This is a genomic window from Streptomyces sp. NPDC020489, from assembly GCF_044386545.1.
GTDB lineage: Bacteria > Actinomycetota > Actinomycetes > Streptomycetales > Streptomycetaceae > Streptomyces.
This window is the reverse complement of record NZ_JBIRUZ010000007.1, coordinates 99,986-123,995: the sequence shown is the minus strand read 5'-3', so window position 1 is coordinate 123,995 and position 24,010 is coordinate 99,986. Positions and strand designations below refer to the sequence as shown.

Annotated in this window: 25 protein-coding genes, 1 tRNA gene and 2 pseudogenes; 14 read left to right on the top strand and 14 right to left on the bottom strand. The window is 68.1% G+C overall.

Going from position 1 to position 24,010, the window contains the following annotated elements:
* The first annotated feature begins 334 nt into the window (after positions 1-334).
* From ACH41F_RS20275 to ACH41F_RS20260, 4 genes are all read left to right on the top strand, one after another.
* Positions 335-760, top strand: a complete 426-nt coding sequence (locus ACH41F_RS20275) for an STAS domain-containing protein (protein ID WP_391233200.1) — start codon at positions 335-337, stop codon at positions 758-760.
* The gene (locus tag ACH41F_RS20270) at positions 760-1,422 is read left to right on the top strand and encodes a hypothetical protein (protein WP_355781523.1); all 663 of its coding nucleotides are present in this window, start codon (positions 760-762) and stop codon (positions 1,420-1,422) included. Before ACH41F_RS20275 ends, ACH41F_RS20270 begins: the two co-directional genes overlap by 1 nt.
* Positions 1,419-2,180, top strand: coding sequence for an ANTAR domain-containing protein (locus ACH41F_RS20265; RefSeq protein ID WP_391233199.1), 762 nt, complete (start codon positions 1,419-1,421; stop codon positions 2,178-2,180). Before ACH41F_RS20270 ends, ACH41F_RS20265 begins: the two co-directional genes overlap by 4 nt.
* A 79-nt stretch (positions 2,181-2,259) precedes the next feature.
* Entirely contained in the window at positions 2,260-2,976 is a 717-nt protein-coding gene (locus ACH41F_RS20260; RefSeq protein ID WP_391233197.1) for an ANTAR domain-containing protein, read from the top strand.
* A gap of 78 nt (positions 2,977-3,054) precedes the next feature.
* On the opposite strand, the gene ACH41F_RS20255 is transcribed toward ACH41F_RS20260, so the two are convergent.
* The 4 genes from ACH41F_RS20255 to ACH41F_RS20240 form a co-directional block, all read right to left on the bottom strand.
* The gene (locus tag ACH41F_RS20255; RefSeq protein WP_391233196.1) at positions 3,055-3,888 is read right to left on the bottom strand and encodes a DUF1206 domain-containing protein; all 834 of its coding nucleotides are present in this window, start codon (positions 3,886-3,888) and stop codon (positions 3,055-3,057) included.
* Positions 3,885-4,016, bottom strand: a complete 132-nt coding sequence (locus ACH41F_RS20250; protein ID WP_391233194.1) for a hypothetical protein — start codon at positions 4,014-4,016, stop codon at positions 3,885-3,887. Before ACH41F_RS20250 ends, ACH41F_RS20255 begins: the two co-directional genes overlap by 4 nt.
* Before the next feature lie 91 nt (positions 4,017-4,107).
* Positions 4,108-4,257, bottom strand: a complete 150-nt coding sequence (locus ACH41F_RS20245) for a hydrophobic protein (protein WP_385254857.1) — start codon at positions 4,255-4,257, stop codon at positions 4,108-4,110.
* Positions 4,258-4,398: 141 nt separating this feature from the next.
* Positions 4,399-4,587, bottom strand: a complete 189-nt coding sequence (locus ACH41F_RS20240; protein ID WP_391233192.1) for a hypothetical protein — start codon at positions 4,585-4,587, stop codon at positions 4,399-4,401.
* A 381-nt stretch (positions 4,588-4,968) separates the two neighbouring features.
* Here ACH41F_RS20240 and ACH41F_RS20235 point away from each other — a divergent pair, with 381 nt between their 5' ends.
* The 3 genes and pseudogenes from ACH41F_RS20235 to ACH41F_RS20225 all read left to right on the top strand — a co-directional run bounded on the left by ACH41F_RS20235 (position 4,969) and on the right by ACH41F_RS20225 (position 6,088).
* Positions 4,969-5,247: a hypothetical protein gene (locus ACH41F_RS20235; protein WP_391233190.1), complete on the top strand. Its 279-nt coding sequence runs from the start codon at positions 4,969-4,971 to the stop codon at positions 5,245-5,247.
* Between the two features lie 82 nt (positions 5,248-5,329).
* Entirely contained in the window at positions 5,330-5,710 is a 381-nt protein-coding gene (locus ACH41F_RS20230; protein WP_391233188.1) for an ANTAR domain-containing protein, read from the top strand.
* A 22-nt stretch (positions 5,711-5,732) separates the two neighbouring features.
* A pseudogene (locus tag ACH41F_RS20225) lies at positions 5,733-6,088 on the top strand (PRC-barrel domain-containing protein).
* Positions 6,089-6,641: 553 nt separating this feature from the next.
* Here ACH41F_RS20225 and ACH41F_RS20220 read toward each other — a convergent pair.
* On the bottom strand, positions 6,642-6,944 hold the full coding sequence (locus ACH41F_RS20220; protein WP_398836820.1) for a hypothetical protein: 303 nt from the start codon (positions 6,942-6,944) through the stop codon (positions 6,642-6,644).
* An 86-nt stretch (positions 6,945-7,030) separates the two neighbouring features.
* Positions 7,031-8,260, bottom strand: a pseudogene (locus ACH41F_RS20215) (mobilization protein); the annotation flags it as partial.
* A 143-nt stretch (positions 8,261-8,403) separates the two neighbouring features.
* Between ACH41F_RS20215 and ACH41F_RS20210 the strand changes: the two are divergent.
* Positions 8,404-9,333 (top strand): transposase family protein, encoded by a 930-nt coding sequence (locus ACH41F_RS20210; protein WP_391233184.1) that lies wholly within the window; start codon positions 8,404-8,406, stop codon positions 9,331-9,333.
* Positions 9,334-9,467: 134 nt separating this feature from the next.
* Here ACH41F_RS20210 and ACH41F_RS20205 read toward each other — a convergent pair.
* Positions 9,468-9,541, bottom strand: a tRNA-Gly gene (locus ACH41F_RS20205).
* Positions 9,542-10,040: 499 nt separating this feature from the next.
* On the opposite strand from ACH41F_RS20205, the gene dcd reads away from it, so the two are divergent.
* The gene (gene dcd, locus ACH41F_RS20200; protein WP_037735257.1) at positions 10,041-10,616 is read left to right on the top strand and encodes a dCTP deaminase; all 576 of its coding nucleotides are present in this window, start codon (positions 10,041-10,043) and stop codon (positions 10,614-10,616) included.
* Positions 10,613-11,128 (top strand): phosphoribosyltransferase family protein, encoded by a 516-nt coding sequence (locus ACH41F_RS20195; RefSeq protein ID WP_391233180.1) that lies wholly within the window; start codon positions 10,613-10,615, stop codon positions 11,126-11,128. Before dcd ends, ACH41F_RS20195 begins: the two co-directional genes overlap by 4 nt.
* A 119-nt stretch (positions 11,129-11,247) precedes the next feature.
* Here the strand turns inward: ACH41F_RS20195 and ACH41F_RS20190 are convergent, their stop codons facing one another.
* Positions 11,248-11,583, bottom strand: coding sequence for a hypothetical protein (locus ACH41F_RS20190; protein ID WP_398836818.1), 336 nt, complete (start codon positions 11,581-11,583; stop codon positions 11,248-11,250).
* A gap of 457 nt (positions 11,584-12,040) precedes the next feature.
* On the opposite strand from ACH41F_RS20190, the gene ACH41F_RS20185 reads away from it, so the two are divergent.
* Genes ACH41F_RS20185 through ACH41F_RS20175 form a run of 3 tightly spaced genes read left to right on the top strand, consistent with a single transcriptional unit; the run spans position 12,041 to position 14,151 of the window.
* Positions 12,041-12,904: a hypothetical protein gene (locus ACH41F_RS20185; RefSeq protein WP_391233176.1), complete on the top strand. Its 864-nt coding sequence runs from the start codon at positions 12,041-12,043 to the stop codon at positions 12,902-12,904.
* Between the two features lie 10 nt (positions 12,905-12,914).
* Positions 12,915-13,346 carry a TIR domain-containing protein gene (locus ACH41F_RS20180; RefSeq protein WP_391233174.1) on the top strand — a complete coding sequence of 144 codons (432 nt, stop codon included), beginning with the start codon at positions 12,915-12,917 and terminating at the stop codon, positions 13,344-13,346.
* Position 13,347: 1 nt separating this feature from the next.
* Positions 13,348-14,151 carry a hypothetical protein gene (locus ACH41F_RS20175; RefSeq protein ID WP_398836815.1) on the top strand — a complete coding sequence of 268 codons (804 nt, stop codon included), beginning with the start codon at positions 13,348-13,350 and terminating at the stop codon, positions 14,149-14,151.
* A 130-nt stretch (positions 14,152-14,281) separates the two neighbouring features.
* Here the strand turns inward: ACH41F_RS20175 and ACH41F_RS20170 are convergent, their stop codons facing one another.
* Complete coding sequence (locus tag ACH41F_RS20170; protein WP_391233170.1) at positions 14,282-14,695, bottom strand: Imm10 family immunity protein; 414 nt, start codon at positions 14,693-14,695, stop codon at positions 14,282-14,284.
* 204 nt (positions 14,696-14,899) lie between these two features.
* Here ACH41F_RS20170 and ACH41F_RS20165 point away from each other — a divergent pair, with 204 nt between their 5' ends.
* Positions 14,900-15,685 carry a calcium-binding protein gene (locus ACH41F_RS20165; protein WP_398836813.1) on the top strand — a complete coding sequence of 262 codons (786 nt, stop codon included), beginning with the start codon at positions 14,900-14,902 and terminating at the stop codon, positions 15,683-15,685.
* 75 nt (positions 15,686-15,760) lie between these two features.
* Here the strand turns inward: ACH41F_RS20165 and ACH41F_RS20160 are convergent, their stop codons facing one another.
* The 5 genes from ACH41F_RS20160 to ACH41F_RS20140 form a co-directional block, all read right to left on the bottom strand.
* A complete protein-coding gene (locus ACH41F_RS20160; RefSeq protein WP_391233167.1) occupies positions 15,761-16,738 on the bottom strand; it encodes a YIP1 family protein in 978 nt (325 codons plus the stop codon).
* 125 nt (positions 16,739-16,863) lie between these two features.
* A complete protein-coding gene (locus tag ACH41F_RS20155) occupies positions 16,864-18,219 on the bottom strand; it encodes an FG-GAP and VCBS repeat-containing protein (protein ID WP_398836811.1) in 1,356 nt (451 codons plus the stop codon).
* A 182-nt stretch (positions 18,220-18,401) separates the two neighbouring features.
* On the bottom strand, positions 18,402-19,886 hold the full coding sequence (locus ACH41F_RS20150; RefSeq protein ID WP_391233165.1) for an FG-GAP-like repeat-containing protein: 1,485 nt from the start codon (positions 19,884-19,886) through the stop codon (positions 18,402-18,404).
* Positions 19,887-20,099: 213 nt separating this feature from the next.
* On the bottom strand, positions 20,100-21,389 hold the full coding sequence (locus tag ACH41F_RS20145; RefSeq protein ID WP_391233163.1) for an FG-GAP-like repeat-containing protein: 1,290 nt from the start codon (positions 21,387-21,389) through the stop codon (positions 20,100-20,102).
* A 179-nt stretch (positions 21,390-21,568) separates the two neighbouring features.
* Entirely contained in the window at positions 21,569-23,857 is a 2,289-nt protein-coding gene (locus ACH41F_RS20140; RefSeq protein ID WP_398836809.1) for a (Fe-S)-binding protein, read from the bottom strand.
* Positions 23,858-24,010 lie beyond the last annotated feature (153 nt).

Below are 24,010 nucleotides of genomic sequence, written 5' to 3'. Positions count from 1 at the left end.
ACATCAATCGCCCTCGACTGTCCACATCCTGAGATGGGGCGGCTTCGGGCCGTCTTTCCCACTGGGGCAGGACTACCATGCTGTACAAGCGTCCCAGACCCCGGCGGCTTGTCGTTGAGCGACACAGATGGCTGCGCGGAGCGGACCTCTCGTCCGTCATCCGACGCATCCCTGGAGAGAACCGGGCGGACCCCATGTCCTGTTGCGCAGGCTCTCGGACCGGCCGTTGTTCCGCCTCCGCCGCACGTACGTCCCTGTCGGCGGCGCGTCAGGAGGAGCCGAGGCTCCCGGCGTCCCCATCTCGCTGCCTGATGGTCTTCTGAACCGAGGCGTCATGCCCCTCCCACAGCTCGCCATCTATCGTCATGACCGACGGAAACGGGCACTGATCACCCTGGCTGGTGAGATCGACCTGGATACGGCACCGCTGGTGTGCGCGGCGCTGGCGCGATGCCTGAGCGACGGCATCCGCGTCCTCGATGTCGACCTCACCCCTGTGACCTTCTGCGACTGCAGCGGCCTCAACGCCTTCCTCCACGCCGAGCAACGCACCAGGGAGGCCGGCGGGGTCCTACGACTGCACAATCCGCCGCCGTCACTGGCGCACATCCTCGACCTCACCGGTTGCGGGTTCCTGCTTCTCGGCCTTCCGCTCGGGCATCTTCCACCGTCTCTCGGGGACGTCCCCGACCCGGTCGCTCCGGCCCTGCCGGACCGGAGTGTTCCGCTGGTGACCGTCCTCACGGGCGATGTGCGGTGATGGCCCAGCCCGGACAGGGGCAGCCGCACGAGCGGCATGCGGGCGAGTCGTCCACCATGGACGCGGCGCGGTTGCGCCGCGTTAACCGCTGGCTGGCGCAGGACCTGGGCGAGGAGTTGGGGGATCTGTACGTCGACTCCCGAGAGACGTCCGCCGCTGAGGCGTACCGCAGCCGCAGCCGCCAAGACTTCCTGAACCGTCTCACCGGCGACATCCGGCGGTCGGGGTTCGCCATGGTGATCGCGGAGACGGACCACCTGGTGGGATGCGCCTTCGGGTTCCCGGTGGGCAGTGACGGCATCTGGTGGCTCGGGTTCGACGGAGCACTGCCGCAGAGCATCGAGCAGCTCACCGCGTCCGGCGGCGTCTTCGCGATCACCGGCATCCTGGTCCGGCCACACCCACAGGACCAGGACGTGGCCCGCCGTCTGCAGGAGCGGCTGCTGAGCGGCCACCAGGCATCCCTCGGCGCCACCTTGGTGGATCCGGGAGATCACCCGACCCTCGCGTCGCTCCGCTCCTGGGGATGGCTGGACCTGGGAGAGGTGCGGCGGCCGGCGGACCCGACCATGTTCCGTGCGCTGGTACTCCCCCTTGGGGAACGCACGACGGCGCGGCTGGAGGGCCTGGCCCACGATGCCTGGACGCGGTGGCCCGGATGAGGGCCGACAGCCGGTCGGCCCGCATCCAGGTGCTGGTCGCCGAGCAGGCCGCCCGCCGCGGCGCCCCGGTCGGTGTGGTGGACGTGTGCACCGCGGCCGTGGCCGCCTTGCCGGTCGGCGGAGCCGGGGTGTCGGCGATGTCCCGGACCGCAGCAAGCCATCCGCTGTGCAGCACCGACGACATCAGCGAGCAGTTGAAGGAGCTCCAGCTCACTCTGGGCGAGGGCCCCTGCGTGGACGCCTTCACCCACGGCGCGGCCGTCCTGTCCCCCGATCTGCTGACCGGCGGGCTGCAGGACCGCTGGCCCGTGTTCGCCGACGCGGCCCTGGAAGCCGGGGCACGCGCCGTCTTCGCACTCCCCCTGCAGATAGGGGCGATCAGCCCGGGAGTCCTCGACCTGTATGCCGACGTGCCGACCGTGCTGGACGCGGAGCAGCTGGCCGACGCGCTGGCGTTCGCCGATCTCGCGACGCTGCTCCTGCTCGACGCGCGGATCGACGGGACGGGCGCGCAGGCCGGCGCACCGTCCCGGGACCACGGCTTGGAGGACCTGGGCGGATACCGGGCGGAGATCGACCAGGCCACCGGCATCCTCACCGTCCAGCTCGGCGTCGGCATCGACGAAGCCTTCGTCCGGCTCCGCGCCTACGCCTATACGCAAGGGCGCCGGCTCGCCGACGTGGCCGCCGACGTGGTGGCCCACCGACTCCGCTTCCTCCCGGACAGCGAACCGAAACGGACCGACAACGGCAACTGACCCATCGGCTCAGGCCGACGAACGTGCTGCGCTTCCCTCCGGCCTCCCGGCGGGACTAGTCTCAATCGAGGGTGTCACGATGAATCAGCAGCTTTTGGCCAAGACCTTCGTCGAACTGGCGGACAACCTGGTCGCCGACTTCGACCTCATCGATTTCCTGCGCCTGCTGACCGACCGCTGCGTGAGCATGCTCGACGCGAGCGCCGCCGGGCTGTTGCTCGCCGACGGGGACGGCAAACTGCGCGTGATGGCCGCCTCCGACGAAGAGGTGCGCCTGCTGGAACTCTTCCAGCTCCAGAACGACGAGGGCCCCTGCCTGGAGTGCTTCAGTACCGGCGCACCGGTGATCGTCCCCGACCTGACGCGGGAGGCCGACCGCTGGCCGCGCTTCGTCACGGCGGCCCACCGCAGCGGGTTCGGCGCCGTCCAGGCCCTGCCGATGCGCTTGCGTGCGGAGACCGTGGGCGCCCTGAACCTCTTCCGCGCCGCGCCCGGCCCCTTCGACGCGCCCGACACACTCATCGCCCAAGCCCTGGCCGACGTAGCCACCATCAGCCTCCTGCAGCAACGGTCCGCCCACCGCAGCACCGCGCTCAACGAACAGCTGCAGACCGCGCTGAACAGCCGCGTACTGATCGAACAGGCCAAGGGCAAACTCGCCGAACGCCAGAGCATCGACATGGAACGGGCCTTCACCGCCCTGCGCGGGTACGCCCGCGCCCACAACCGGCGACTGTCCGATGTGGCCCGCGCCTTCATCGACGACTCCGAACCCCTCCCCGGGCTGGTGACCTGACCACCCTGGCGCTGTCGCCTCCGCGGACGCTGCCGAAGAGGCTCCGGCAGCGGCTCTGGCAGTGGCTCGGGGCGGCGTTCACAGCCGGCGCCAGCGAGCCGAGGCGAAGGAGAAGGCACCGAAGAGGATCAGCCCGATCGCGACGGCGACCAGGAGCCACGGTCCTACCGATGTCTGTGCGAAGCTACGGAGCGTCGCGTCCATGCCCTTGGCCTCGTCCGGATCGAAGCGGACGGCTGCCATCAGGACGAAGACCCCGGCCGCGGCGAACACCACGCCACGCGCCACGCCTCCCCCCACGCCCAGAGCGGTGACGACCTGCTTCGTACGCCGGCTCATGCCGCCGGTGTCCAACTGCTTCAGGAAGCTCCGCATGGCCGCCCGGACGGCGAGTACCGCGCCGATGCCGATCAGGAGGCAGCCTGCGGCCCCCACCAGCACCTGCCCGTACGACAGTTTGAGCGCCGATGCCGTCCAGTCCTGGGACTGCGCGTTGCCGCTGGAGCCCTGCCCGCCCCCGGCGGCGTACACCGCCGTGGTCCAGCAGACGAGGGCGTAGAAGACCGCCCGCCCGCCGTCCAGCGCGCGCGAACCCACCTTCCGCCGGGGCCCCCTTGTGAGCACGGCGCGGGCTCCCCGCCAGAGCGCCATGGCCGCGAAACCGATCACCAGCGCCCAGAGCATCCCTTTCCCGAAGGGCTGCGTTGCGATCTCGTGCAGCGCGCCCTGCCGGTCCGCCTGGCCGCCGCCGCTCCCGACGGCGATCCGGATGGACAGCAGCCCGATCAGTACGTACACGATGCCGCGCGCGACAAAGCCCGCCCGCCCTGCGGCGGTCAGCGTCTCGCGCTCCGTGGAACGGGCCGCGGACTTCGCGCCCCGGCCACGCCCTTGTGCGGTGGACGACGTCACGAAGTCCTCCCCATGGTGTGGACGCGCGATACGCGCCGTAGCCGGTCGCGGTTGGCCCAGCCGACGCGTTCGGTGACCCGGCCCCGCAACGCCTGTGCCTTGTGCCTGATGGCCCGTCCGACGCTCATGGCAGCCTCCTGCCGGTTTGGTGAGTGGGCGCCCGCGTGATCGCCGTACAGGCCGTTGATCCCGCGGGCAGGATCGAGCCTCCCGAACGGACTACCTGCGGCGGCTACGACCGCGCCCGCGCATCGCGAAGCCGACGATCCAGAGGACCAGGAGGACGGCGGCGACCCACCACAGGATCTGCAGGGTGAAGCCGAACCCGAAGACCACCAGGATCAGCAGAAAGAGAAGAATCCAGATCATTGCCGGGCCTCCAGATCGCGGGGATTTCCTGATGTCCGCGGGGTCCGGGCGAAGCGGGAAGGTGGAATGCCGCGCCCGAATGATCCGGAAGTGGCATGGCCCTACACCGTGCTGCCAGTCAACGCCCGGCATCCTCCCTTGTCAACGCGGTGTCGACACTGAGGAGTTGGGGGAGCTGAGCAGGGGCCGCCGGGTGAACGGAGCCGCGGCGGGTGGTTCGGCCGGCTCGGTCGGCGACGTCGGCAGGATGTGGTCCTCCCACCAGGACAGGGCCATCACGACGGCGAGCAGGACAAAGGGAGTTGAAGCCGGAACGATCAGCGCGTACATGCGTGCCGCCTGGTTCGGGATGCGTGCGACGCGGCGGGCAGCAGCTCGTTGCTCGCTTGAGGCACATCGGGCGCGCCGGGACCACGTGATTCCGAGCGTGTGCGGGAACGGCCTCGCTCGGGACGCGGCGAGTCCCGGCACCGATGTGCAGGGTGCGCCCCGGGAAGGAGCGCGAGAGGTGATCGACGCTGCCGGGGGCAGGGGCGGCATGGAGCGCGCTAGCCCTCGCGGCGGGTTTCCGACAGGTGTCAAGCAGCCATCCACGCCTGGCGGATGCGCTGACCTCGCACGGTATCCAGGACCGTCGGGCAGGACTACGCTCTGGTGTGAGGCCCCAGTCCCCGGTTTCGACGCAGTGTCCAACTCCCGGGGAGGCCCACCGTGTTCGTCCTGCTCCTCATCCTCATCGCCGCCCTGTTCGGCCTCGGCTTCCTTCACCCGATCTGGTGGGTGGCCGCAGCGGTGCTGGTCTACGGTGCGACCCGGCACGCCCGCGATCGTGGCGGAGGCCGGGGCCGCGGCGGCGGTTCCGATCTCGGGGACTACCGCGACTACGAGGAGCGCCGGGACCGTCAGGACCGCTGGGACCGCCGCTACAGCCGCCAGAACCGGGCGCGCTGGCAGCGCGAGGACCGTCGGGACCACGACCACCACAGGTGACTCGTGGAGGGACCTGGCAGTCATGTGTGCCGGACGGCTTCAGCCGGGCCGGGCACGTCGAACTCATTGAGAGGTGCATGTCATGCATCGCACGACCCTGTTACATGAGGACTACTGGAAGCTGCGGGCCGAGGCCACGTGGGGGAACGCAGCCGCTGGAGACGATCTCGTCGCACTGCGCGACGAGAACGATCAGCTGCGGCGGGCGCTGGCCGGCCGTGCCGTCATCGACCAGGCCCGCGGCATGATGATGGTCCTGACCCCTTGCACCCGCGGGACGGCCAGGGACCTCCTGGTCGACATCTCACGGCAGTGCCACACCAAACTTGCGGAGGTGGCCGCGGCCATGGTCGCCGCCTGGGAGGGCAAGCCGCTTCCGGAGCGGATGCAGCGGGCGCTGCGGCGTGCACTGCGGCGGCTTTACGCGGAAGCCGACGGTGCGACTCGTCCCCCCGGCCGATGAGCGGTCCAGGTAGGGAGAGGCCATGATCCACGCAGCCGACGTCCGGGAATGGCGCAACCGCGACGTCGTCGACAACGAGTCGCACAAGATCGGTGTCCTGGAGGCGGTCTACGTGGACACCACCACCGACGAACCGGCCATGGCCACGGTCGGACCGGACTGCCCACCCGGCACCGCCTGGTTTTCGTCCCCCTTCAGGACGCGATCGCCGGGCCCGACTATCTCAAGGTCGGCTACGACAGGGCACTGGTGAAGCAGGCCCCGTCGATCGGCACCGACGACGTGCTGCCCGCCGAGCAGGAGGAAGCGATCTTCAAGCACTACGGACTGCCCTACCAGGCCGGTGCGGCCGGCGAACGGCAACTGGCGCGCCGCTGACCACCTACGGACGCGACGACTGCCGTGTTCGCCGCGGCAGACGGTCGCCGGCGGGGGCTCCTTGGCGAGGGGCCCTCGCGGCCGGTGATGACGTGACGGCGGGTGGGCATGCCCAGGTCGAGGGCCCGGCGGGTGCGTGTCTGCTCTGCGTCGGGCCGCGCGAACTGGTCCCGCGCCCTGGCGAGGCCGACGTGCGGACCCTCGACTTCACCGAGCCGGCGCTCGCGTTCGGCCTCTGCGACGCGCGCGTGCAGCTTGTCGCGGATCTCGACCAGCCGCGCATTGGCGATGCAGGGCTTGCCACCAGTGTTCGGCCTCGTCCGTCAACTGGCGGCGGATCTCTCGCAGTCGCGCTGTCTCGGCGGCCAGGCAGGCGGTCATGTTCCGTCCGTTGCTTGGCCTCAGCCCTCTCCGCGCGGGCCAGCCGCTCCACGCCCTGTGGATGGAACGTTCGGGCTTCGGCGAGCGTCCAGGTCAGGCTCAGTCGGGGAGCGTCCGGGATGACGGGCGGATGCACCGCGGGGGGTCCAGTGAACGCTGGTCATCAGCCGCCTCAGCTCGCGCAACTGAACGATGGCGGCATCGCGCCCCGGCCTCCTGCTGAGAGCTTGACCAGGCCGAGGGAACGCATCCAGCCGCGCAGGGTGGTGAGGATGACGCCGCCTGGCAGCACCTGATCCAGCCAGGCGAGAGGGATGTTCCGGAAGCCGCACGTGGCGATGAGCCGGTCGTACGGGGCCTCGTCGAGGTGGCCGGCGCGGCCGTCCGCCACCACCAGGTGGGGGGTGCAGCCGGATCTGGAAAGGGCCTCGCGGGCTCGCCGCGCCACGCCCTCGTCAGTCTCGATCGACGGCACCGCCTCCTCGCGGCTGAGTCGGCCCCTTTCGAGCCGCTGCTGCACACGGGGCTCTGGAGCTGCCCAGGCTGTCCGTGCGGTCGTGATCAGCGCCTTCGTGCCTGTGACGGCTGCGGGGCCGGGGTGGCTGCTTCCGTGTGTTCTGGAGCGTCGGGTCGCTGTGTTGTTGCGATGCCGACTCGTGTTGTGCTGCGGGCCTGTGCTGCGTCGCGGGCTCGTGCGCTGGGTGCCGGCCTTGCGCTGAGGCGTTGGATGCGCCAGGTCAGTACTCGTGCGGGGCGGCGGGCGTCGTCCAGGGCGCGCTGGTCGGCGATCTGCTGGAGGAGCCGTTCCGGGTCGTGTCCGGCTGCTTCCGCCTGGGCCAGGGCGACGGTGAGAGCTGCGAAAGCGGGGTCTTCGATGATCTGCTCCGCGTGCGCGGGCACGACTTGGCGTAGGTGGCGGATCTGCCGCTCCACGGCCTGCTGGGGTGGCTGGTGCTGCGCGAGGGCGGCCAGGGGTGCGGCGGCTGCTTGGTCGTAGGCGGCCTGGAGGTGAAGCAGTGTCTGCTGGGCGGCGGCGACCTGCTGGTCGTGGTGGCGGAGCTGGTGCCAGCGGGGCGGGCGGCGATGACCACGAGGATCGCCGCGTCGAGGAACATCGCCAGGATGGCGCCGTCCTTGGGGGCGGGCTCGCGGACCATCGCCCGTACGGCGCCGCGCAGAGCACGAGCGTGGTGGTGTTCGGCGCGGATGCGGGAGCGAGTGGCGCGCTCGAACGCGGTCGCCACCTCACGCAGTTGGGGCCGCAGGGCCTGTGGAGCGAGGAGCGGGAGGGCGTCGAGGGCTTCACCGAAGGCGGCGAGGTGGGCCTGGGAGGCTTCGTCGTCGGTCTGGTCGAGGTGGTGGGGGATGCGTTCGGTGGCGGCGGTGGCCTGGTGCCAGGGGTTGGGCCTGCGCCGGCCCGGCTGCCCAGCGGGCTGCGGGTCGATGTTTTCCAGGCGCTTTTGGATACACGACCTCGACGAGCACGCCGTCGATGTGGCTCAGCAGGTGGACGAACTCCTCCACGCTGGAAGCAGCGGCCACGGCGGTGCGCACGGTGGTGCGCAGGCGTTCACGGGCGGGCTTCTCGTGGCCGGAGCGGCGGGCCTTCTCCTGCTCGGCGCGAGTGGGCCGCTTGGCGGCGGTGCGGTCACCGCGTACGACTCGAAAGAGGCCGTATTGCTTCTCGATGGCGGCGATGTGGATGTGGTCGGGGGCGTGGCGGACGGCGACCCACCGGCAGCCGTCTGGGTCACCGTCCGGCGCGATGCCGGTGGCCGCCACCACTCGGCGTCTCGCCATTCGAGAAAATCAGCTGATATGTCATCAGAGACGGCCCTTCGATGTCCCTTTCGATGGCACATCGGCGCGGCTTACGAGCTCGTGCACGGTAGGCGGTGAGACGTCGAGCCTGGATGGTTGATCATGGTCGGGTGGTGGGGAACTCGACGCGCGCGGTGATCATCGGCAATCGGCGGATCACGGGGCTGACTGCCGGAGTGATTGCTGAACTCGTCGAGGAGATCGGACCGTTGTGGCATGAGCGTCATCAGGCGAGGCTTGCCGCTCGCCCGCGGCAGAGGGCTGTGGGTGCAGGCGCGAAGTACCGGCTGGTGTTCGTCGACCGGCTGCTGGCCACGCTGGTCCATCTTCGTCACGGGGTCACCCATGATGTGGCCTGCTGGTTCGGAGCGGACCGTTCCACCGTCACCCGGGCCATCGGTGAGGTGCGGCCCCTGCTCGCCGAGCGGGGCTGCACCGTCAGCCCCGACGTGCGGCTGCGGTCTCTCGCTGAGGTTGTCGACCATCTCGGCGCGAGCGGGGCGACCGGCATCGTCGACGGTACCGAGATCCGGGTCCGTCGGCCCGCTGCCGGACGCAAGGACCGCGACAAGTTCATCTCCGGCAAGAACAAGCAGAACGCCGTCAAGTCCATGGTGGTCACGGACGGCGAAGGCCGCGTGCTGTGGTGCAGCCCGGCCCGTCCCGCAAGCTGTGCGGACATCACCCATGCCCGCCAGTTAGGGCTGGTCAACCTCTTGGCCGACGGGCCTGCAGTCGAGATCCTGGCTGATGCCGGCTACCAGGGACTGGGCGCCCAGACCGGTGGCCGGGTGGTGACACCACCGCACCGCAAGTTCAAGAAGAACGCCCCGGACTGGTACGAGGAGATGCACGAGCGCCAGCGCAAGGCGCACTCATCACGACGTATCCGTGTCGAGCACGGCATCGCCCATCTGAAGAACTGGCGGGCCCTGGCCCGCCACCTCGGCCGCCGCGAGCACATGAGCGACACCGTCCAAGCCATCGCCGGCCTGCTGTCCCACCAGCAGACCGCGGACCTGAACCCGACATGGCAGATGTGAAGCTGGGTCGCACCGAAGTTCGCGACGTCTCACCGCCTACCGTGCACGAGCTCGTTAGGGCACGCGGAGGGCACGCAACCCCCAAATTGGACTAGACAACAAACAAACCCCAGGCCGCTGACCTGGGGCTTCAATGGAGCGGGTGACGAGAATCGAACTCGCGCTCTCAGCTTGGGAAGCTGATGTTCTACCATTAAACTACACCCGCGAAAGACGCCGTTTGACCGGTGTCCGAACGCCTGGTCACTCTACCTCATCCCGGACCCCCGGCGCTGAAGCCGCGGGGTCTGAGTGCGTTTCAGGGGCGTGACGGGGCTGCGGGGGCCCGGAGTTGGGGCGTACGGTGGAGACGTGGGAGAGGGTCCGGGAGGGGCCGGAGTGCCGCCTGGAGAGTCGTTCCTTCCATCCCGTAATGTGGCATTTGTCGTCCGGCGAGCAGCAGCCGGACGCGCCTCTTGGGGAAGGGACTCCAGAACTTGATGGAGCGCACTGTCGTCCGTTGTGCCGATGGGCACGTGTTCAGCACCGCTTCGTTCCCGATGCAGCAGGCCGAGCGGCTCGGTCCCGGACGGCTCGTCCGGTGTCCACGGTGTGCCCGGCTTCGCAGCGTCGTTCCGGTGACCTTGGAGAAGCGGTAAGGGAGCAGTACCGAGGCGCGCGGGCCGACCGATGACGGTTGGTCCGCGCTCCTTGCGTATCCTCGGGGCGTGCTTCTCTCAGACAAGGACATCCGGGCCGAGATCGACGCCGGGCGGGTCCGGATCGATCCCTACGACGAATCCATGGTGCAGCCGTCCAGCGTCGACGTGCGGCTCGACCGCTTCTTCCGGGTGTTCGAGAACCACCGGTACCCCCACATCGACCCCTCCGTGGAGCAGGCGGACCTCACCCGGCTCGTCGAGCCCGAGGGGGACGAGCCGTTCATCCTGCACCCCGGCGAGTTCGTCCTCGCCTCCACGTACGAGGTCATCACGCTCCCCGACGACCTGGCCTCCCGCCTGGAGGGCAAGTCCTCCCTCGGCCGGCTCGGGCTCGTCACGCACTCCACCGCCGGGTTCATCGACCCCGGGTTCAGCGGGCACGTGACCCTGGAGCTGTCGAACCTCGCCACGCTCCCCATCAAGCTCTGGCCCGGCATGAAGATCGGCCAGCTGTGCATGTTCCGGCTCAGCTCGCCGGCCGAGTTCCCCTACGGCAGCGAGCGCTACGGCTCCCGCTACCAGGGACAGCGCGGTCCGACCGCCTCCCGTTCCTTCCTCAACTTCCACCGGACCCAGGTATGAGCGGGGCAGACGTGCGGGAGAACCTCACCTACGAAGCCTTCGGCACCGCCGTCCGCGAACTCGCGCAGACCATCGCCGACGACGGTTACGAACCCGACATCGTGCTCTCCATCGCGCGCGGCGGGGTCTTCGTGGCCGGCGGCCTCGCCTACGCCCTGGACTGCAAGAACATCCACCTGGTGAACGTGGAGTTCTACACCGGCGTCGGCACCACCCTCGACATGCCCGTCATGCTCGCCCCCGTCCCCAACGCCATCGACTTCTCCTCCAAGAAGGTCCTGATCACCGACGACGTCGCCGACACCGGCAAGACGCTCAAACTGGTCCGGGACTTCTGCCTCGACACCGTCGCCGAGGTCCGCAGCGCCGTCATCTACGAGAAGACGCAGTCGCTGGTGAAATGCGAGTACGTCTGGAAGCGAACCGACGAGTGGATCAACTTCCCGTGGAGTGTGTTGCCTCCGGTAGGGAAGTCCGGCGAGGCACCGAAGGAGAACAGGGAAGCGCTCTGACCTGCGGATTTCTAATGGTCAGTGAGAGCCCCTCGCCAGATCGGCGGGGGGCTTTTGTGTTCCGTCGACGGCTGGAGGCCGGCACTGCCGGTGGCTGGAGTGGCTGCCCTGTCCGGCTGTCACAGCTCCACTCGGGACTCCGTTGCGCGGCTCCCCTGCCGCAGCAGTACGTGCGCCGGCCTGAGTGACAGTCGCCGAAGGATGGGTTCCATGACCTTGAAGAGCGCTTCGGCGTCCGGCCCATAGGCGTACAGCACGGCTTCGCCCCCACCGAACTCATTCCCGTCAACCTCACCGACTCCCGCCTCCTCGACTGCGGCGGCCATGGCGCGCTCGGCATCGAAGACCGCTTCGCGCTCGGCGCGAGAGCCGTACTCGTCGTCACTCAATCTGTAGTGGGCGATCACGGCTTGTTCAGTGCTCTCCGGTTCGGGGAGAGCGAAGAGGGTGTCCATGAGCGCACGATCTCATCAGCGTCTGACGACACGGCTGGGACGAACGGCACCGGGCTGTCAGCCCTCACGACACCACGCATTGAAAGTCAGAAGCTTTCAACCGCTCGGGCTTTGATACGCGTGGCAGAGCTGCAGCCAGTCCGCACAAGGCCGCTGGCGACCTCAGGAGTGCTGCGGCTTCCCTCTCGGATGCACGGAAGTTCTGAGCGATCAAGTGTCAACTGGCCAGCTCCGGACCACACTTGGGCCCATAGTTGAGGCCCAGGTGGATCAAGCTGGGCCTGCCGAGGCCGTTGCCAGCCTGGCTCGTGCGAGTCGTCCTGCGCCGACCGCAAGCTCTCGTGTGATTGCGCCGACCACCAGGCAGGCTTCTGCCACCCTTGATCTTTTGTGGATACTCCCCCAAAGCAGCAGCAAATGTGGCAATCTGCTCTTGAATCAATCGATTGGAGTCGGAATGGCCTACAGCACGACAACCCTGCATATGCTCATTTCGTGTCCGGGCGATGTCACTAGGGAGGACCAGGAGGTGATTCATCGAGCGGTAAATCGCTGGAATTTTAATTATGGACGTCATTTTCAGGTGACAGTTCTGCCTATCCGATGGGGGGAGCACGCGTCCGGGGGGTTCGGTGAGCACCCTCAAGACATCATCAATCGAGAGCTGGTTGACGATGCTGACCTTGCGCTGGCAATTTTCTGGACGCGTTTGGGGACAGAGTCCGACAGAGCCGCCTCTGGAACCGCCGAGGAAATGGAACGCATGGCGCAGGCTGGAAAGACTGTGACTGTGTTGCATTGTCGCAGGCCTACAAATGATGCTGATCTTGAACAGCAGATCGCTCTACGTGAATACCTCAAGCGGATCAAGCCCAATGCGCTCGTCATGGATTATGTCACCGAGGCCGACCTCATCAGCCGTGTTGACAATGTCTTGAGCAGGCAGGCGGAAAAGTTTATCGAGAAGATCTCTGATAGTCGAAACTCTCTGGACGACATCGGAGTGTGGCCTAGCGTGGACTTTACCGAGCGAGTCGAGACGGATTCCAAGGGGAGGGTGCGAACGCGACGGTCACACTACATTGTGCTTACGAATAAGGGGAATACGCCGGCCAAGAACGTAGCTTTCAAGTTGGAACCGGATGACGGAATGGTTCTTGTCGGGGAGGATGACGTCATCGCAGTGATGGCCCCTGAATCGGAAACTCGATATCGCCTCGTTTTGACGATGGGTAGCCCTAGGCAGTTCAATTGTTCAGTCAAGTGGACTGACGTCAACGGCGAAGAGCGGGAAAACGTCGCGACGTTGAGGCCTGTCTGATCTTCGAAAGATGCTAGAATCCAGCGCTCTGATACCAAAATGGGCATGGTGTGGACAGTTGTCTCGACCGAAAGTATTTATCAGTTTTCAGATGAGAGATGCATGGGCACGCGAAGTTCTTTTGGAGGGTGTGCGTGGAATCCCTGGGGGGCTCGAAATAGTTGATCATTCCATTCGGTATCCGCTTGATGCCAATTGGAAGGATGCATGTCGTCCTCGGATTGCCGACACGCATGGGACGGTCGTGCTGGTAGGAGCCACCACGTTCGCTTCAGCCCCTGTGCAGTGGGAGATTCGGCAGACGCTGCTCCATGGGCACGAGCTGATTGGAATTCAAGTGCGAGACGGTGAAATTTATAGAATCCCCGAAAATTTGTCGCGGCGAAACGTCATGCGATGGGACTTCGTGCGCCTGTCGTCCCTAATTTCAGCGTGGGTTTGACGTGAACTATCTAGAGTCAGTTGCCAACCGGATTCTCTCCCAGATTCCTTCCGCTTTATTGCCGCAAGTGAACGGTGAAAGTCTGTGCAACTTGTATGCCTCCCTAGTCTTCACCAAGGGCGTTGACGCTACTGCTTCAGATGTCCACGATATGTGGGTAACTTGGCAAGTAGAGCAGGACGCTCATCACCCTGACCTGGTTCCGTACGATCAGTTAGCGTCGGATGTCCAGCAGCGGTATTCGCCCGTTGTTCTTATTATTCGCGAGGAGGGTAAAGCGATTTCCTCGTCCAATCGGGTATCGAGCGCGCTTACACCTTACGGACCTCCGGCGACGCAAGAAGACAGAGACAGGCTTTTTGAACTGTACAAAATCATGGTGCAGAGTTCCGAAAGTCTTGTCAGTCGAAGGCAAGGTGTAAATACATTCTTTATAACCGTCAACGGCGCGATAATTGCAGCTCTAGGATTCTTCATCAGAGCAGGAGGCGGAGAAAAGGTCAAATCTGTTGGCGTCGTATTGATCTGCCTAACTGGGCTGATTCTTTCCTTTGCATGGAAGGGCCTAATAATATCCTTCGGGCAATTAAATACGGGGAAGTTCGCTGTAATTAATCGACTTGAACGCTATCTTCCAGCGTCCATTTTTTATGCCGAATGGGAGGCGCTGGAGCGTGGGCAGAACCCTAAGGTGTACAGATCTACTACATCGCGTGAGATTTGGGCTCCGTATTTGCTTGCAGTCCTCTATGGAATCTCCGCGATCGGTTCCCTGTTGGTTGCTGTCGGCACTTGGAGGCCCTGAGCACTAGGTCGGCGGAGCGGCTTTGAGGCGCTCCACAGCAGCCAAGTTCTTCTACCAGTGCTCGGTGGTCAAAGCGCTGAGCTCGCCGCACTGACTTTAGGAAAGTCCGGCCTCGTGCCGGTCTCGCTGTTCAGATGGCGACGTGAGCAGGGCGCGCATCCTCGCGGCCGTACGCCAGTACTCGGGGGAGCACCTCGCGGAAGCGGGCGATGTCCTCGGCCGGTGCCTCAAGCACTGCCTCGATCTCTGGGTCCGCCAGGTCCAGCGCCGGGAGCGCCTCGGGGGCCAGGGAGATGCGCAGGACGTTCCCGGTCAGCTCGGCCGACCGTACGCAGCCGTATGCGGTGCCCTGGTCGGGGGTGACCACGCAGTGCGTGTCGAGTCCCAGGGAGACGTCCTGCTCGTCCGGTTCATCGGCGCTGCACTGGAACATCATGAAGAAGCCGCTGCCGTCCTCGGACTCTGCGACACCCGCCTCGATGAAGCAGTCGTAGTCGAGGTCTATCTCCGCCCCGGCAACACGGGCAACGAACCTGTAGGTCATGGCCGTGTTCTATCAGCACGTCGGGAAGGCGCCACGGTCAGCTGAGACCCAGTCGGTCCAGCCCCCCGTGGTCAGGCGGGTCGGGCAGGCGCTCGATGCGTGAGTGGGGCGCGTTGTCCCGGGCGTTGCGGTAACTCTGTGGTGAGGCGTTGGCCAACGACGTAGGCTCCCTTTGATCACCGCAACTCCCCGGGGGGACCCTTCATGCGCATGACCGCGCGCCTTGCCCTGTTCGGTACCAGCATCGCCCTGGTCGCCACCGCGACCGGTGCCACCGCCGCTCAGGCGGAGGACGGCGGTTCGGGCAACATCACGATCGACAAGGTTGTCGTCAACGGCGGCAAGCCGGTCGTGGTCGGTACCACCGACACGGTGTACGCCAAGGTCACCGTGACCGCGTCGGACGACTCCGGCATCAAGGAGAACACGTACATCAGCGCGTTCGGCCCGACGCCCAACTACGACCAGATCTGGTTCGACGAGGACGAGATCACCTGTGCCGAGGTCAGCGCCACCACCTCGACCTGCACGGGCACGCTGACGTTCGACCCGCAGGGCGGCAGTGCCATCAACGGCAACACCGCGGCGGCCACCTGGCGGATCAGCACGCTGGTCTCGGCCCACGACTTCGACTTCATCCACCGCGACGCGGCCACCACCTTCAAGGTGCAGCGCGCCTCGAAGCTGACGGTCAACGCCTCGCCGGAGCCCGTGAAGAAGGGCAAGGCCATCACGGTCACCGGCAAGCTGTCGCGGGCCAACTGGGAGACCGGCAAGTACGCGGGGTACACCAACCAGTCGGTGAAGCTGCAGTTCCGTAAGAAGGGCTCCAGCACCTACACCACCGTCAAGACGATCAAGAGCAACTCCACGGGCGAGCTGAAGACGACCGTCACCGCCTCCACCGACGGCTACTTCCGTTACAGCTTCGCGGGCACCGTGACCACCCCCGCGGTCTCCGCCACGGGTGACTACGTCGACGTGCAGTAGCACATGCAGTAGCCGAAAAAGAGGGGCTCCCCCACCGGGGAGCCCCTCCTCTCGTGTTCGGCGCCTCCCCGAACGTCAGAACGTGCCCAGCTTCACGATCGACAGCAGTGCGATCAGCTGGATCGACGCGGCGCCCAGCGCCTTCGGCCAGGGCAGGTCGTGGGACTTGGCGACCATGAGCGTGAGCAGGGCGCCCGCCGCGACCCAGGTGGCCCAGCCGAGGGCCTGCACGAAGGTCGCGTCGCCGCCGAAGAACATGGCGAAGACCAGACGCGGGGCGTCCGTCAGCGACATGATCAGCATCGACAGGCCCACCGTGGGCTGCCAGGCGCCGTCGCCGCCGAGCTGGCGGGCCAGTGTGTGGGTGACCACGCCCAGGACGAAGGACGAGAGCACCATCGCGACCGCCGTCGTCAGGACGATCGGGACCGCGTTGGACAGCGTCGCGTTGATCGCGTCCTCGCGCGCGCCGTCGAAGCCGAAGACCGCGAGCAGGCCGTAGAGGAACGTCACGATCAGGGCGGGGCCCCACATCGTGTAGTCACGCATCTGGAGGAAGGTCGGGCCGGGGGCCGTGACGATGCCCCTCAGCAGGTCCTTCCAGTGCAGCCGGGGGCCCACCGGACCGGCCGGCGGCTGGGCCGAGCCCGCGCGGTAGGTGCCGCCCTGGGTGTACGGGTCCTCGCCGACCTGGAACGCCTGGGTGTGACCCGGGTTGTTCGCCGCGTACGGGTCGTGGCCGCCGCCGGGCTGCTGCCCGTAGCCGCCGTCGCCGAAGTACTCCGGCTCGTCGTAGCCACCGCCGCCCTGGTGGCCGCCGTACCCCTGTTGCCCCGGGTGCGGGTGCGAGGGCGGCGCGGGGTAGCCGCCGTACGGCGGTCCCTGCGGGGCCTGCTGCCCGTACGGAGGTTGTTGCGGTCGCGTGTGAGGAGCGCCGTTGTCCCGGCCGCGTCCGATCCTGAATCCAGCCACGCCTTCGAACGTACCTGGTCCCCGTCGGTGACGTGCCGGGCCCGGCGGTCCGGGCCCGGCTTTGCTGCCGAGCTGTGACATCCCTTAAGGGACTTTTTCCCCAATCCCCTACGGGAGTACGGAGATCAGCCACATCCCCTACGGGAGTACGGCGATCAGCGCCGGTCCGTACGTCGCCGAAGCACGCGTCACCCCTCGGGCCCGGCTCAGTCGAGGAAGCCGCCGCCGTACTCGGGCAGGTGGACGGAGCCGGTCGCGGTCGGTGTGGTGGTCGTGCCGCGCAGCAGCAGGGCGTCCTCGGACGCGCCCACCGCCAGGTCGGCCCTGCCGTCCCGGGTCAGGTCGCGCAGGCGGACGGCGGAGCCGAAGGAGGTGTACGCGTCGGCCGGGCCGAGCACCGTCTGCGGGATCCAGGTGGAGCGGCTGCCGACGAGGCCGCCGGAGCCGCCGCGGAAGACGTGGACGCCGCCCTGGTCCGTCCGGCCGTCGACGTCCTCGTGCGGGACGCCGACCGCGAGGTCCGCGTAGCCGTCGCCGTCGGTGTCGGCGGCGGAGACGGAGTAGCCGAAGTTGTCGTCCGCCTCGGGGCTGCCGGAGACGCCGGAGGAGGCCTGGTTGTACGTCATCGAGCCGCTCGGGCCCGCGGAGCCGCCGCGCCAGACGCTGACGATGCCCTTGCCGTCGTTGTTGTCGGGCAGGCCCACGGCGATGTCGCCGTAGCCGTCCTTGTCGAAGTCGCCGATCGCCGCGGTCCAGGGGGCGCTGATGTACGTCTTGGACGCGCCCGACGTCAGGCCGCCCGAGGCGCCCTTGAGGAACCAGACGCGGGGGACGGGCCGGTCGTCGACGAACTGCTCGCCGAGGATCACCAGGTCCGTCCTGCCGTCCCCGTTGACCTCGCCGGCGGCGAGGCCGGAGGAGTACCAGCCCTGGCCCGCCTTGTCGATCTTGCTGACGCTGCCGGTCGTGCCGGACCTGGTGAAGCCGCCGCGGTACAGCCAGGTCTCCTGGCCGCCGATGGCCGCGAGGTCGGGCGAGCCGTCGCCGTTGAAGTCGCCGGTGGCGAGGTCGCTGCCGAAGTGGCTGCCGGCGCCGGACCTCGGCGCGAGGGTGGTGCCGCCGGACAGGCCGGACCGGGAGCCCCAGACGATGGTGACGGTGCCGCGGTACGCGACGCTGCCGACCTTCTCCATGGGGTTGCCGACGACCAGGTCGGCGTACCCGTCCTTGTCGAGGTCGGCGCTCGCGATCGACTCGCCGAAGGTGTCGTCGTCCTCGCCGGTGCCGGGGACGCCCGCACTGTCCTGGTGGACGACCTGGGGGTGTGCGGTGTCCAGGCCGCTCGCGGTGCCGTAGACGACGGTGACGGCGCCGCCCGTCCAGCCGCCGGGGCCGGAGACCCCGCTGTACTGGTGGCGGTACGCCAGGTCCCGGTAGCCGTCGCCGTTGAAGTCGTCGTAGTGCTTGGCGACCGCCGCGGACGCCGGGGCCGCGAGGAACAGCGGGGTCAGCCCGGTCGCCACGAGGGTGGCGGTCAGGGCTGCCGCGGTGCTGGTGCGCATGAGTGCTCCTGAGAGGGGTCAGCCGGTGAGGCCGGTACCGAAGCCACTGGTCGTGCCCGGGGGAGCGGCGCCGACGTCCTGGCGCGTGCGCTCGCCGGGCTCCGGGACCGTGCGGGGTGGTGGGGCCGGGCCCGTCGTGACGGGCCCGACCCCGAGGTCGTACGAGGAGGCGGTACGGCCGCTCAGTCGGCGAAGTTGGCGCCGAAGACCGGGTTGCCCGTGGTCGACACGCCCGAGGCGCTCGGCGAGACCGAGCGGGAGCCGGTCGTGGTGATCTTCGTGCCGTTGGAGGGCAGGTAGAGAATCGCGCCGTCGGCGTCGTTCTCGTACGAGCCGGCGATCAGGTCGGCCCTGCCGTCGCCGGTGACGTCGTCGAGCTTGACGTCGGCGCCGAGCGCGTCGTTCTTCTCGTCCTCGCCGGGGACGCCCGCGGTGGACTGGGCGAAGAACTGGGCGCCGGAGGAGGTGTTCAGGCCCGAGGCCGAGCCGTACAGGACGGTGACCGCGCCGGCGTCCGTGACCCCGTCGATGTTCTCGCCGGCCACGCCGACCACGAGGTCCTGGAAGCCGTCGCCGTTGATGTCGCCGAGGTCCAGCTCGTAGCCGAAGTAGTCGTTCTTCTCGGAGGTGCCGGGGACGTTGCCGGTGTTCTGGGTGATGCCGGTGACCGAGCCGGCGCCGCTCGCCGAGCCGTAGGTGACCCACACCTTGCCGCCGTCGGCGCCGCCGGGGTAGGTGACCTGGCCGTTGTCGGTGGTGCGGTTCCAGTACATGCCGGAGACGATGTCGCCGAAGCCGTCGTGGTCGATGTCGCCGATCGCGGTGATCGCGCCGGGCTTCAGCTGCTGCGCGGACGCCACGGACAGGCCGTTCGCGGTGCCGGGGATCAGGTAGTTGGTGTTCCAGCCGTAGTCGGTCTCGGTCTCGTACCCGTCGACGACGAGGTCGGTGCGGCCGTCGCCGTTGACGTCACCGGCGGTGAGGTTGAGCGGGCCGCGGGCGGTGCCGCCGGACTGGATCGGCGGCTTGATGGTGGACCGCCCGGCGACGGCGGTGCCGCTCGTGCTGATGCCGCCCTTGAAGACGTAGATCGTGCTGGAGGTGTTGCCCACCGCCAGGTCGTCCCTGTTGTCGCCGTCGTAGTCGCCGGCGGCGAGGTTCTTGGCCCACAGGTCGTGCGAGGACGGGGCCGGGTCGGAGACGGTGACGCCCTTGCCGGTGATGCCGTTCGCCGAGCCCCACAGCACGACGAGGGTGCCGCCGTCGACGTCGCTGCCGACGTCCTCGTAGGACGCGGAGACGGCGATGTCGTCGTAGCTGTCGCCGTTGAAGTCGCCGTACGCGGTCTCGGAGCCGAAGTAGTCGTTCGTCTCGGCCGTGCCGGGCACGCCGGCGGTGTCCTGGCTGATCACGGAACGCTTCGCGGAGGACACGCCGGTGGCCGTGCCGTACAGGACGACCAGCTGGCCGGCGCCCTTCTTGCCGTTCACGTAGCCGCCCGAGGCGGAGAAGGCCACGTCGCCGATGCCGTCGCCGTTGAAGTCGGCCTGCGGGACGGTGGTGGAGTCCGCGGCCGTCGCGGTGGCGGCCGAGAACGTGAGCAGACCGCCCGTCAGCGCGGCCGCGGTGGCCGTCGCGAGGGCGAGTCGCAGAGCGTGCTTGTGCATGCGGGGTCTCCTGCTGCATGCGGGGACGCCGCGTGGGGCGTCCCGCAGTCGATGGGGGCGGATCGACCGTGTTCACCGGGAGTTGTCCTCGGGTACACGGGTCGGTCGGCGATCAGGAGACCTTTGCCGATACTCAAGGGTTGTGCGTGAGTTCGGTAAATTTCTGTTCCCCCTGAGGCGGGGGAGCGTGCCGAGGCGCGGTGGCCCCGCGGCTCACCCCGTCAGGAACGCGGACGTCGAGAAGGTGACCGTCGGCTCGGTGGCCACCAGCCCCTTCTTCGTCCCGGGGAAGACGGCGACGCTGTCCTTCGTCTCGCCCTGGTACGTCCGGGCCACGAGGTCCGCCCGACCGTCCCCGTCGAAGTCGCCGAGGGCCAGGACCCGGGTGGTGCCCACCGCGCCCGGGTCGACGGTGACCAGGCCCGAGGCCGTCAGCCCGCTCTCGCGGCCCGGGAAGACCTTGATCCGCGAGCCGCTGGAGACGAGTTCGGCCAGGCCGTCGCCGTCGAGGTCGGCGGCGTCGAGCATGGAGCCGGGGGAGGGGAGGGCGGCGCGGGTGGCGGTCGGCAGGTCGTAGCGCAGGGCGGTGCCGCCCATCGCGCCGATCGCCGCGTCCAGGGCCTTGCCCCTGCCGAAGCGGCCAAGGGCGACGTCGATGCCGTCCGGCAGGACCGTGCCGGTGCGGGTCGGGCCGGTGGGGCCGCCGAGGACGAGGGCGGAGCCGGCGGTGCCTTCCGCGGTGCGGACCACCAGGTCGTCGTAGCCGTCCCCGTTCACGTCGGTCGCCGGGCCCGTGGGGATCTCGCCGGGTGCCTGGACGGGGGCGGCGGCCGCCTGCGGGGCGCCCTCGCGGGTGAACGGACCGCGCAGGTAGGTGAGCCGGGAGCCGGAGGCGTGCAGCACCAGGTCCGTCGCGTCGTCGCCGTCGAAGTCGCCGCACACCGGCTGGTCCGGCCAGTCGTTGCCGGCCCGGGCGCGGTCCGGGACGGTGAGCTTGACCGCCTTGCCGGTCAGGCCGGACGGGGAGCCGAAGAGGACCTGGAGCGGGACCGGGGGGCGGCCCTGGCCGTCGTAGGGCGGGTCGGTGGAGACGACGAGGTCGGTGAAGCCGTCGCCGTCGAGGTCGCAGGTGGCCTCCGCCTCGAAGACGGCCGGCACCTGCCCCTTGGTCGCGGCGGCCTGCCTCGCCGGGCTGAGCAACTGCCGCGCCCCCGGCGTCAGTCCGCGCGCGCCGCCGTAGACGATCCCGATGCCGGCGTCGTCCGCGTGGGCCTGCGCCTTGACCAGGTCGTCGAGGACGAGGTCGCGGTGGCCGTCGCCGTTGAAGTCGTCGGCGGTCCGGCTGCCCTCGCCGCGCGGCACGGGCAGCTTCGCGGGGGCCTTCGCGGAGCGTACGGCCGGGGTGCGGTCGGCGCTCCCGGCGGGCTGGGTGGGTCCGCAGGACGTCAGGAGGAGCGCACCGCACACCACCGCCGTGATCGCCCCGGCTCTTCGCACGCGCACCGCACACCTCGTCAGCATCATCGACAACGAACCCCGTAATCATGCACGCGTTCGAGCCCGGGGATAAGGGGGAGTCAGGCCGGGTTCCCGGGGCGGGAGATGCCGGTCGGGGTGCACGACGACGCCCCCCGCACCCGGAAGGGCGTGGGGGGCGTCCTGGGCCTGTCGTGCCGGAGGGCCTACTTCACCGGCTCCGACTCCGGCTCCGGCTCGCTCTCGGTCTCCGCCGCGTCCTCGGGGTCGACCGGGGTCTTGACGGACTCCAGCAGGAGCTGGGCGACGTCGACGACCGTGACGGACTCCTTGGCCTTGCCCTCGTTCTTCTTGCCGTTCACCGAGTCGGTCAGCATGACCAGGCAGAACGGGCAGGCCGTCGAGACGATGTCGGGGTTCAGGGACAGGGCCTCGTCGACGCGCTCGTTGTTGATGCGCTTGCCGATCCGCTCCTCCATCCACATCCGCGCGCCACCGGCGCCACAGCAGAAGCCGCGCTCCTTGTGGCGGTGCATCTCCTGCTGGCGCAGGCCCGGGACGGCCGTCATGATCTCGCGCGGCGGCGTGTAGATCTTGTTGTGGCGGCCCAGGTAGCACGGGTCGTGGTAGGTGATCAGCCCGTCCACCGGGGTGACCGGCAGCAGCTTGCCCTCGTCGATGAGGTGCTGGAGCAGCTGGGTGTGGTGGATGACCTCGTAGTCGCCGCCGAGCTGCGGGTACTCGTTGCCGAGGGTGTTGAGGCAGTGCGGGCAGGTCGCGACGATCTTCTTCGCGGACCTCGGCTTCGCGGACTCGGGCAGGACCTTGCCCTCGTCGTCCGTCTCCTCGCCGAACGCCATGTTCAGCGCCATGACGTTCTCCATGCCGAGCTCCTGGAAGAGGGGCTCGTTGCCGAGGCGGCGGGCGGAGTCACCGGTGCACTTCTCGTCGCCGCCCATGATCGCGAACTTCACGCCCGCGATGTGCAGCAGCTCGGCGAACGCCTTGGTGGTTTTCTTCGCGCGGTCCTCCAGGGCGCCGGCGCAGCCGACCCAGTAGAGGTACTCGACCTCGGTGAGGTCCTCGATGTCGCGGCCGACGACCGGGATCTCGAAGTCGACCTCCTTCGTCCACTCCAGGCGCTGCTTCTTGGCCAGCCCCCAGGGGTTGCCCTTCTTCTCCAGGTTCTTGAGCATCGTGCCCGCCTCGGACGGGAACGCGCTCTCGATCATCACCTGGTAGCGGCGCATGTCGACGATGTGGTCGATGTGCTCGATGTCGACCGGGCACTGCTCGACACAGGCGCCGCAGGTGGTGCAGGACCACAGGACGTCCGGGTCGATGACGCCGTTCTCCTCGGCGGTGCCGATCAGCGGGCGCTCGGCCTCCGCGAGGGCCGCGGCGGGCACGCCGGCCAGCTGCTCCTCGGAGGCCTTCTCCTCGCCCTCCATCGTCTTGCCGCCGCCCGCCAGCAGGTAGGGCGCCTTGGCGTGCGAGTGGTCCCGCAGCGACATGACGAGCAGCTTCGGGGAGAGCGGCTTGCCGGTGTTCCAGGCCGGGCACTGCGACTGGCAGCGACCGCACTCGGTGCAGGTCGAGAAGTCCAGCAGGCCCTTCCAGGAGAACTGCTCGACCTGGGAGACGCCGAAGACGTCGTCCTCGCCCGGGTCGGTGAAGTCGATCGGCTTGCCGCCGGAGGTCATCGGCTGGAGCGCGCCGAGGGAGCTCGCGCCGTCCGCGTTCCGCTTGAACCAGATGTTCGGGAATGCCAGGAACCGGTGCCAGGCCACGCTCATGTTGGCGTTGACCGAGACGACGATCATCCAGATGAAGGAGACGGTGACCTTGATCCCGGCGAACAGGTAGACCAGCGTCTGGAGCGTGGAGACGTCGAGCTTGCGGAAGGCGGCGACCAGCGGGTACGAGGCGAAGAACGCGGCCTCGTAGTGGTCCACGTGGTGCAGCGCGCCCTCGAGGCCGCGCAGGACGTAGATCACGATGCCGATGGTGAGGATGACGTACTCGACGAAGTACGCCTGCCAGGCCTTGGAGCCGGCGAAGCGGGACTTGCGACCGGGGCGCGAGGGCAGGTTCAGCAGGCGGATCGCGATGAGCACCGCGATACCGAGGCCGGTCATCACGGTGATGAACTCGACGTACATCTCCCAGGGCAGGAACCCGCCGATGACCGGCAGGACGAAGTCCGCCTGGAAGAGCTGGCCCATCGCCTGGCCCAGGATCGGGATCAGGGTCAGGAAGCCGATCGCCACGAACCAGTGGGCGACGCCCACGACGCCCCAGCGGTTCATCCGCGTGTGGCCGAGGAACTCCTTCACCAGCGTCACACTGCGCTGGTAGGGGTTGTCGACCCGGACGCCGGCGGGCAGTGGCTGGCCGAGCATGAAGAACCGGACGAACTGGGCGATGACGCGTGCGAACAGTGCCACGCCGACCACGGTCAGGACCAGCGACACGATGATCGCGGCGAGTTGCATGTCGGGGCTCCTCGGGCCTGCGATGGTTTCTCAGAGCGAGATTACTAAGCGGTAACTTATGCAGTTCTACGAGAGTACCCGTATCAGCCTCCGCACTGTAGCCAGCCGTGCGGTGATCTGTGTCGCTGAGGGTTGCCTTAAGAACTGACCGTG

Coding starts and splice junctions, on each gene's coding strand:
- ACH41F_RS20275 (WP_391233200.1), top strand. CDS start 335: ATGCCCCTCCCACAGCTCGCCATCTATCGTCATGACCGACGGAAACGG.
- ACH41F_RS20270 (WP_355781523.1), top strand. CDS start 760: ATGGCCCAGCCCGGACAGGGGCAGCCGCACGAGCGGCATGCGGGCGAG.
- ACH41F_RS20265 (WP_391233199.1), top strand. CDS start 1,419: ATGAGGGCCGACAGCCGGTCGGCCCGCATCCAGGTGCTGGTCGCCGAG.
- ACH41F_RS20260 (WP_391233197.1), top strand. CDS start 2,260: ATGAATCAGCAGCTTTTGGCCAAGACCTTCGTCGAACTGGCGGACAAC.
- ACH41F_RS20250 (WP_391233194.1), bottom strand. CDS start 4,016: ATGAGCGTCGGACGGGCCATCAGGCACAAGGCACAGGCGTTGCGGGGC.
- ACH41F_RS20245 (WP_385254857.1), bottom strand. CDS start 4,257: ATGATCTGGATTCTTCTCTTTCTGCTGATCCTGGTGGTCTTCGGGTTC.
- ACH41F_RS20240 (WP_391233192.1), bottom strand. CDS start 4,587: ATGTACGCGCTGATCGTTCCGGCTTCAACTCCCTTTGTCCTGCTCGCC.
- ACH41F_RS20230 (WP_391233188.1), top strand. CDS start 5,330: ATGCATCGCACGACCCTGTTACATGAGGACTACTGGAAGCTGCGGGCC.
- ACH41F_RS20195 (WP_391233180.1), top strand. CDS start 10,613: ATGAGCGGGGCAGACGTGCGGGAGAACCTCACCTACGAAGCCTTCGGC.
- ACH41F_RS20190 (WP_398836818.1), bottom strand. CDS start 11,583: ATGGACACCCTCTTCGCTCTCCCCGAACCGGAGAGCACTGAACAAGCC.
- ACH41F_RS20185 (WP_391233176.1), top strand. CDS start 12,041: ATGGCCTACAGCACGACAACCCTGCATATGCTCATTTCGTGTCCGGGC.
- ACH41F_RS20180 (WP_391233174.1), top strand. CDS start 12,915: ATGCTAGAATCCAGCGCTCTGATACCAAAATGGGCATGGTGTGGACAG.
- ACH41F_RS20170 (WP_391233170.1), bottom strand. CDS start 14,695: ATGACCTACAGGTTCGTTGCCCGTGTTGCCGGGGCGGAGATAGACCTC.
- ACH41F_RS20165 (WP_398836813.1), top strand. CDS start 14,900: ATGCGCATGACCGCGCGCCTTGCCCTGTTCGGTACCAGCATCGCCCTG.
- ACH41F_RS20160 (WP_391233167.1), bottom strand. CDS start 16,738: ATGTCACAGCTCGGCAGCAAAGCCGGGCCCGGACCGCCGGGCCCGGCA.
- ACH41F_RS20155 (WP_398836811.1), bottom strand. CDS start 18,219: ATGCGCACCAGCACCGCGGCAGCCCTGACCGCCACCCTCGTGGCGACC.
- ACH41F_RS20150 (WP_391233165.1), bottom strand. CDS start 19,886: ATGCACAAGCACGCTCTGCGACTCGCCCTCGCGACGGCCACCGCGGCC.
- ACH41F_RS20140 (WP_398836809.1), bottom strand. CDS start 23,857: ATGCAACTCGCCGCGATCATCGTGTCGCTGGTCCTGACCGTGGTCGGC.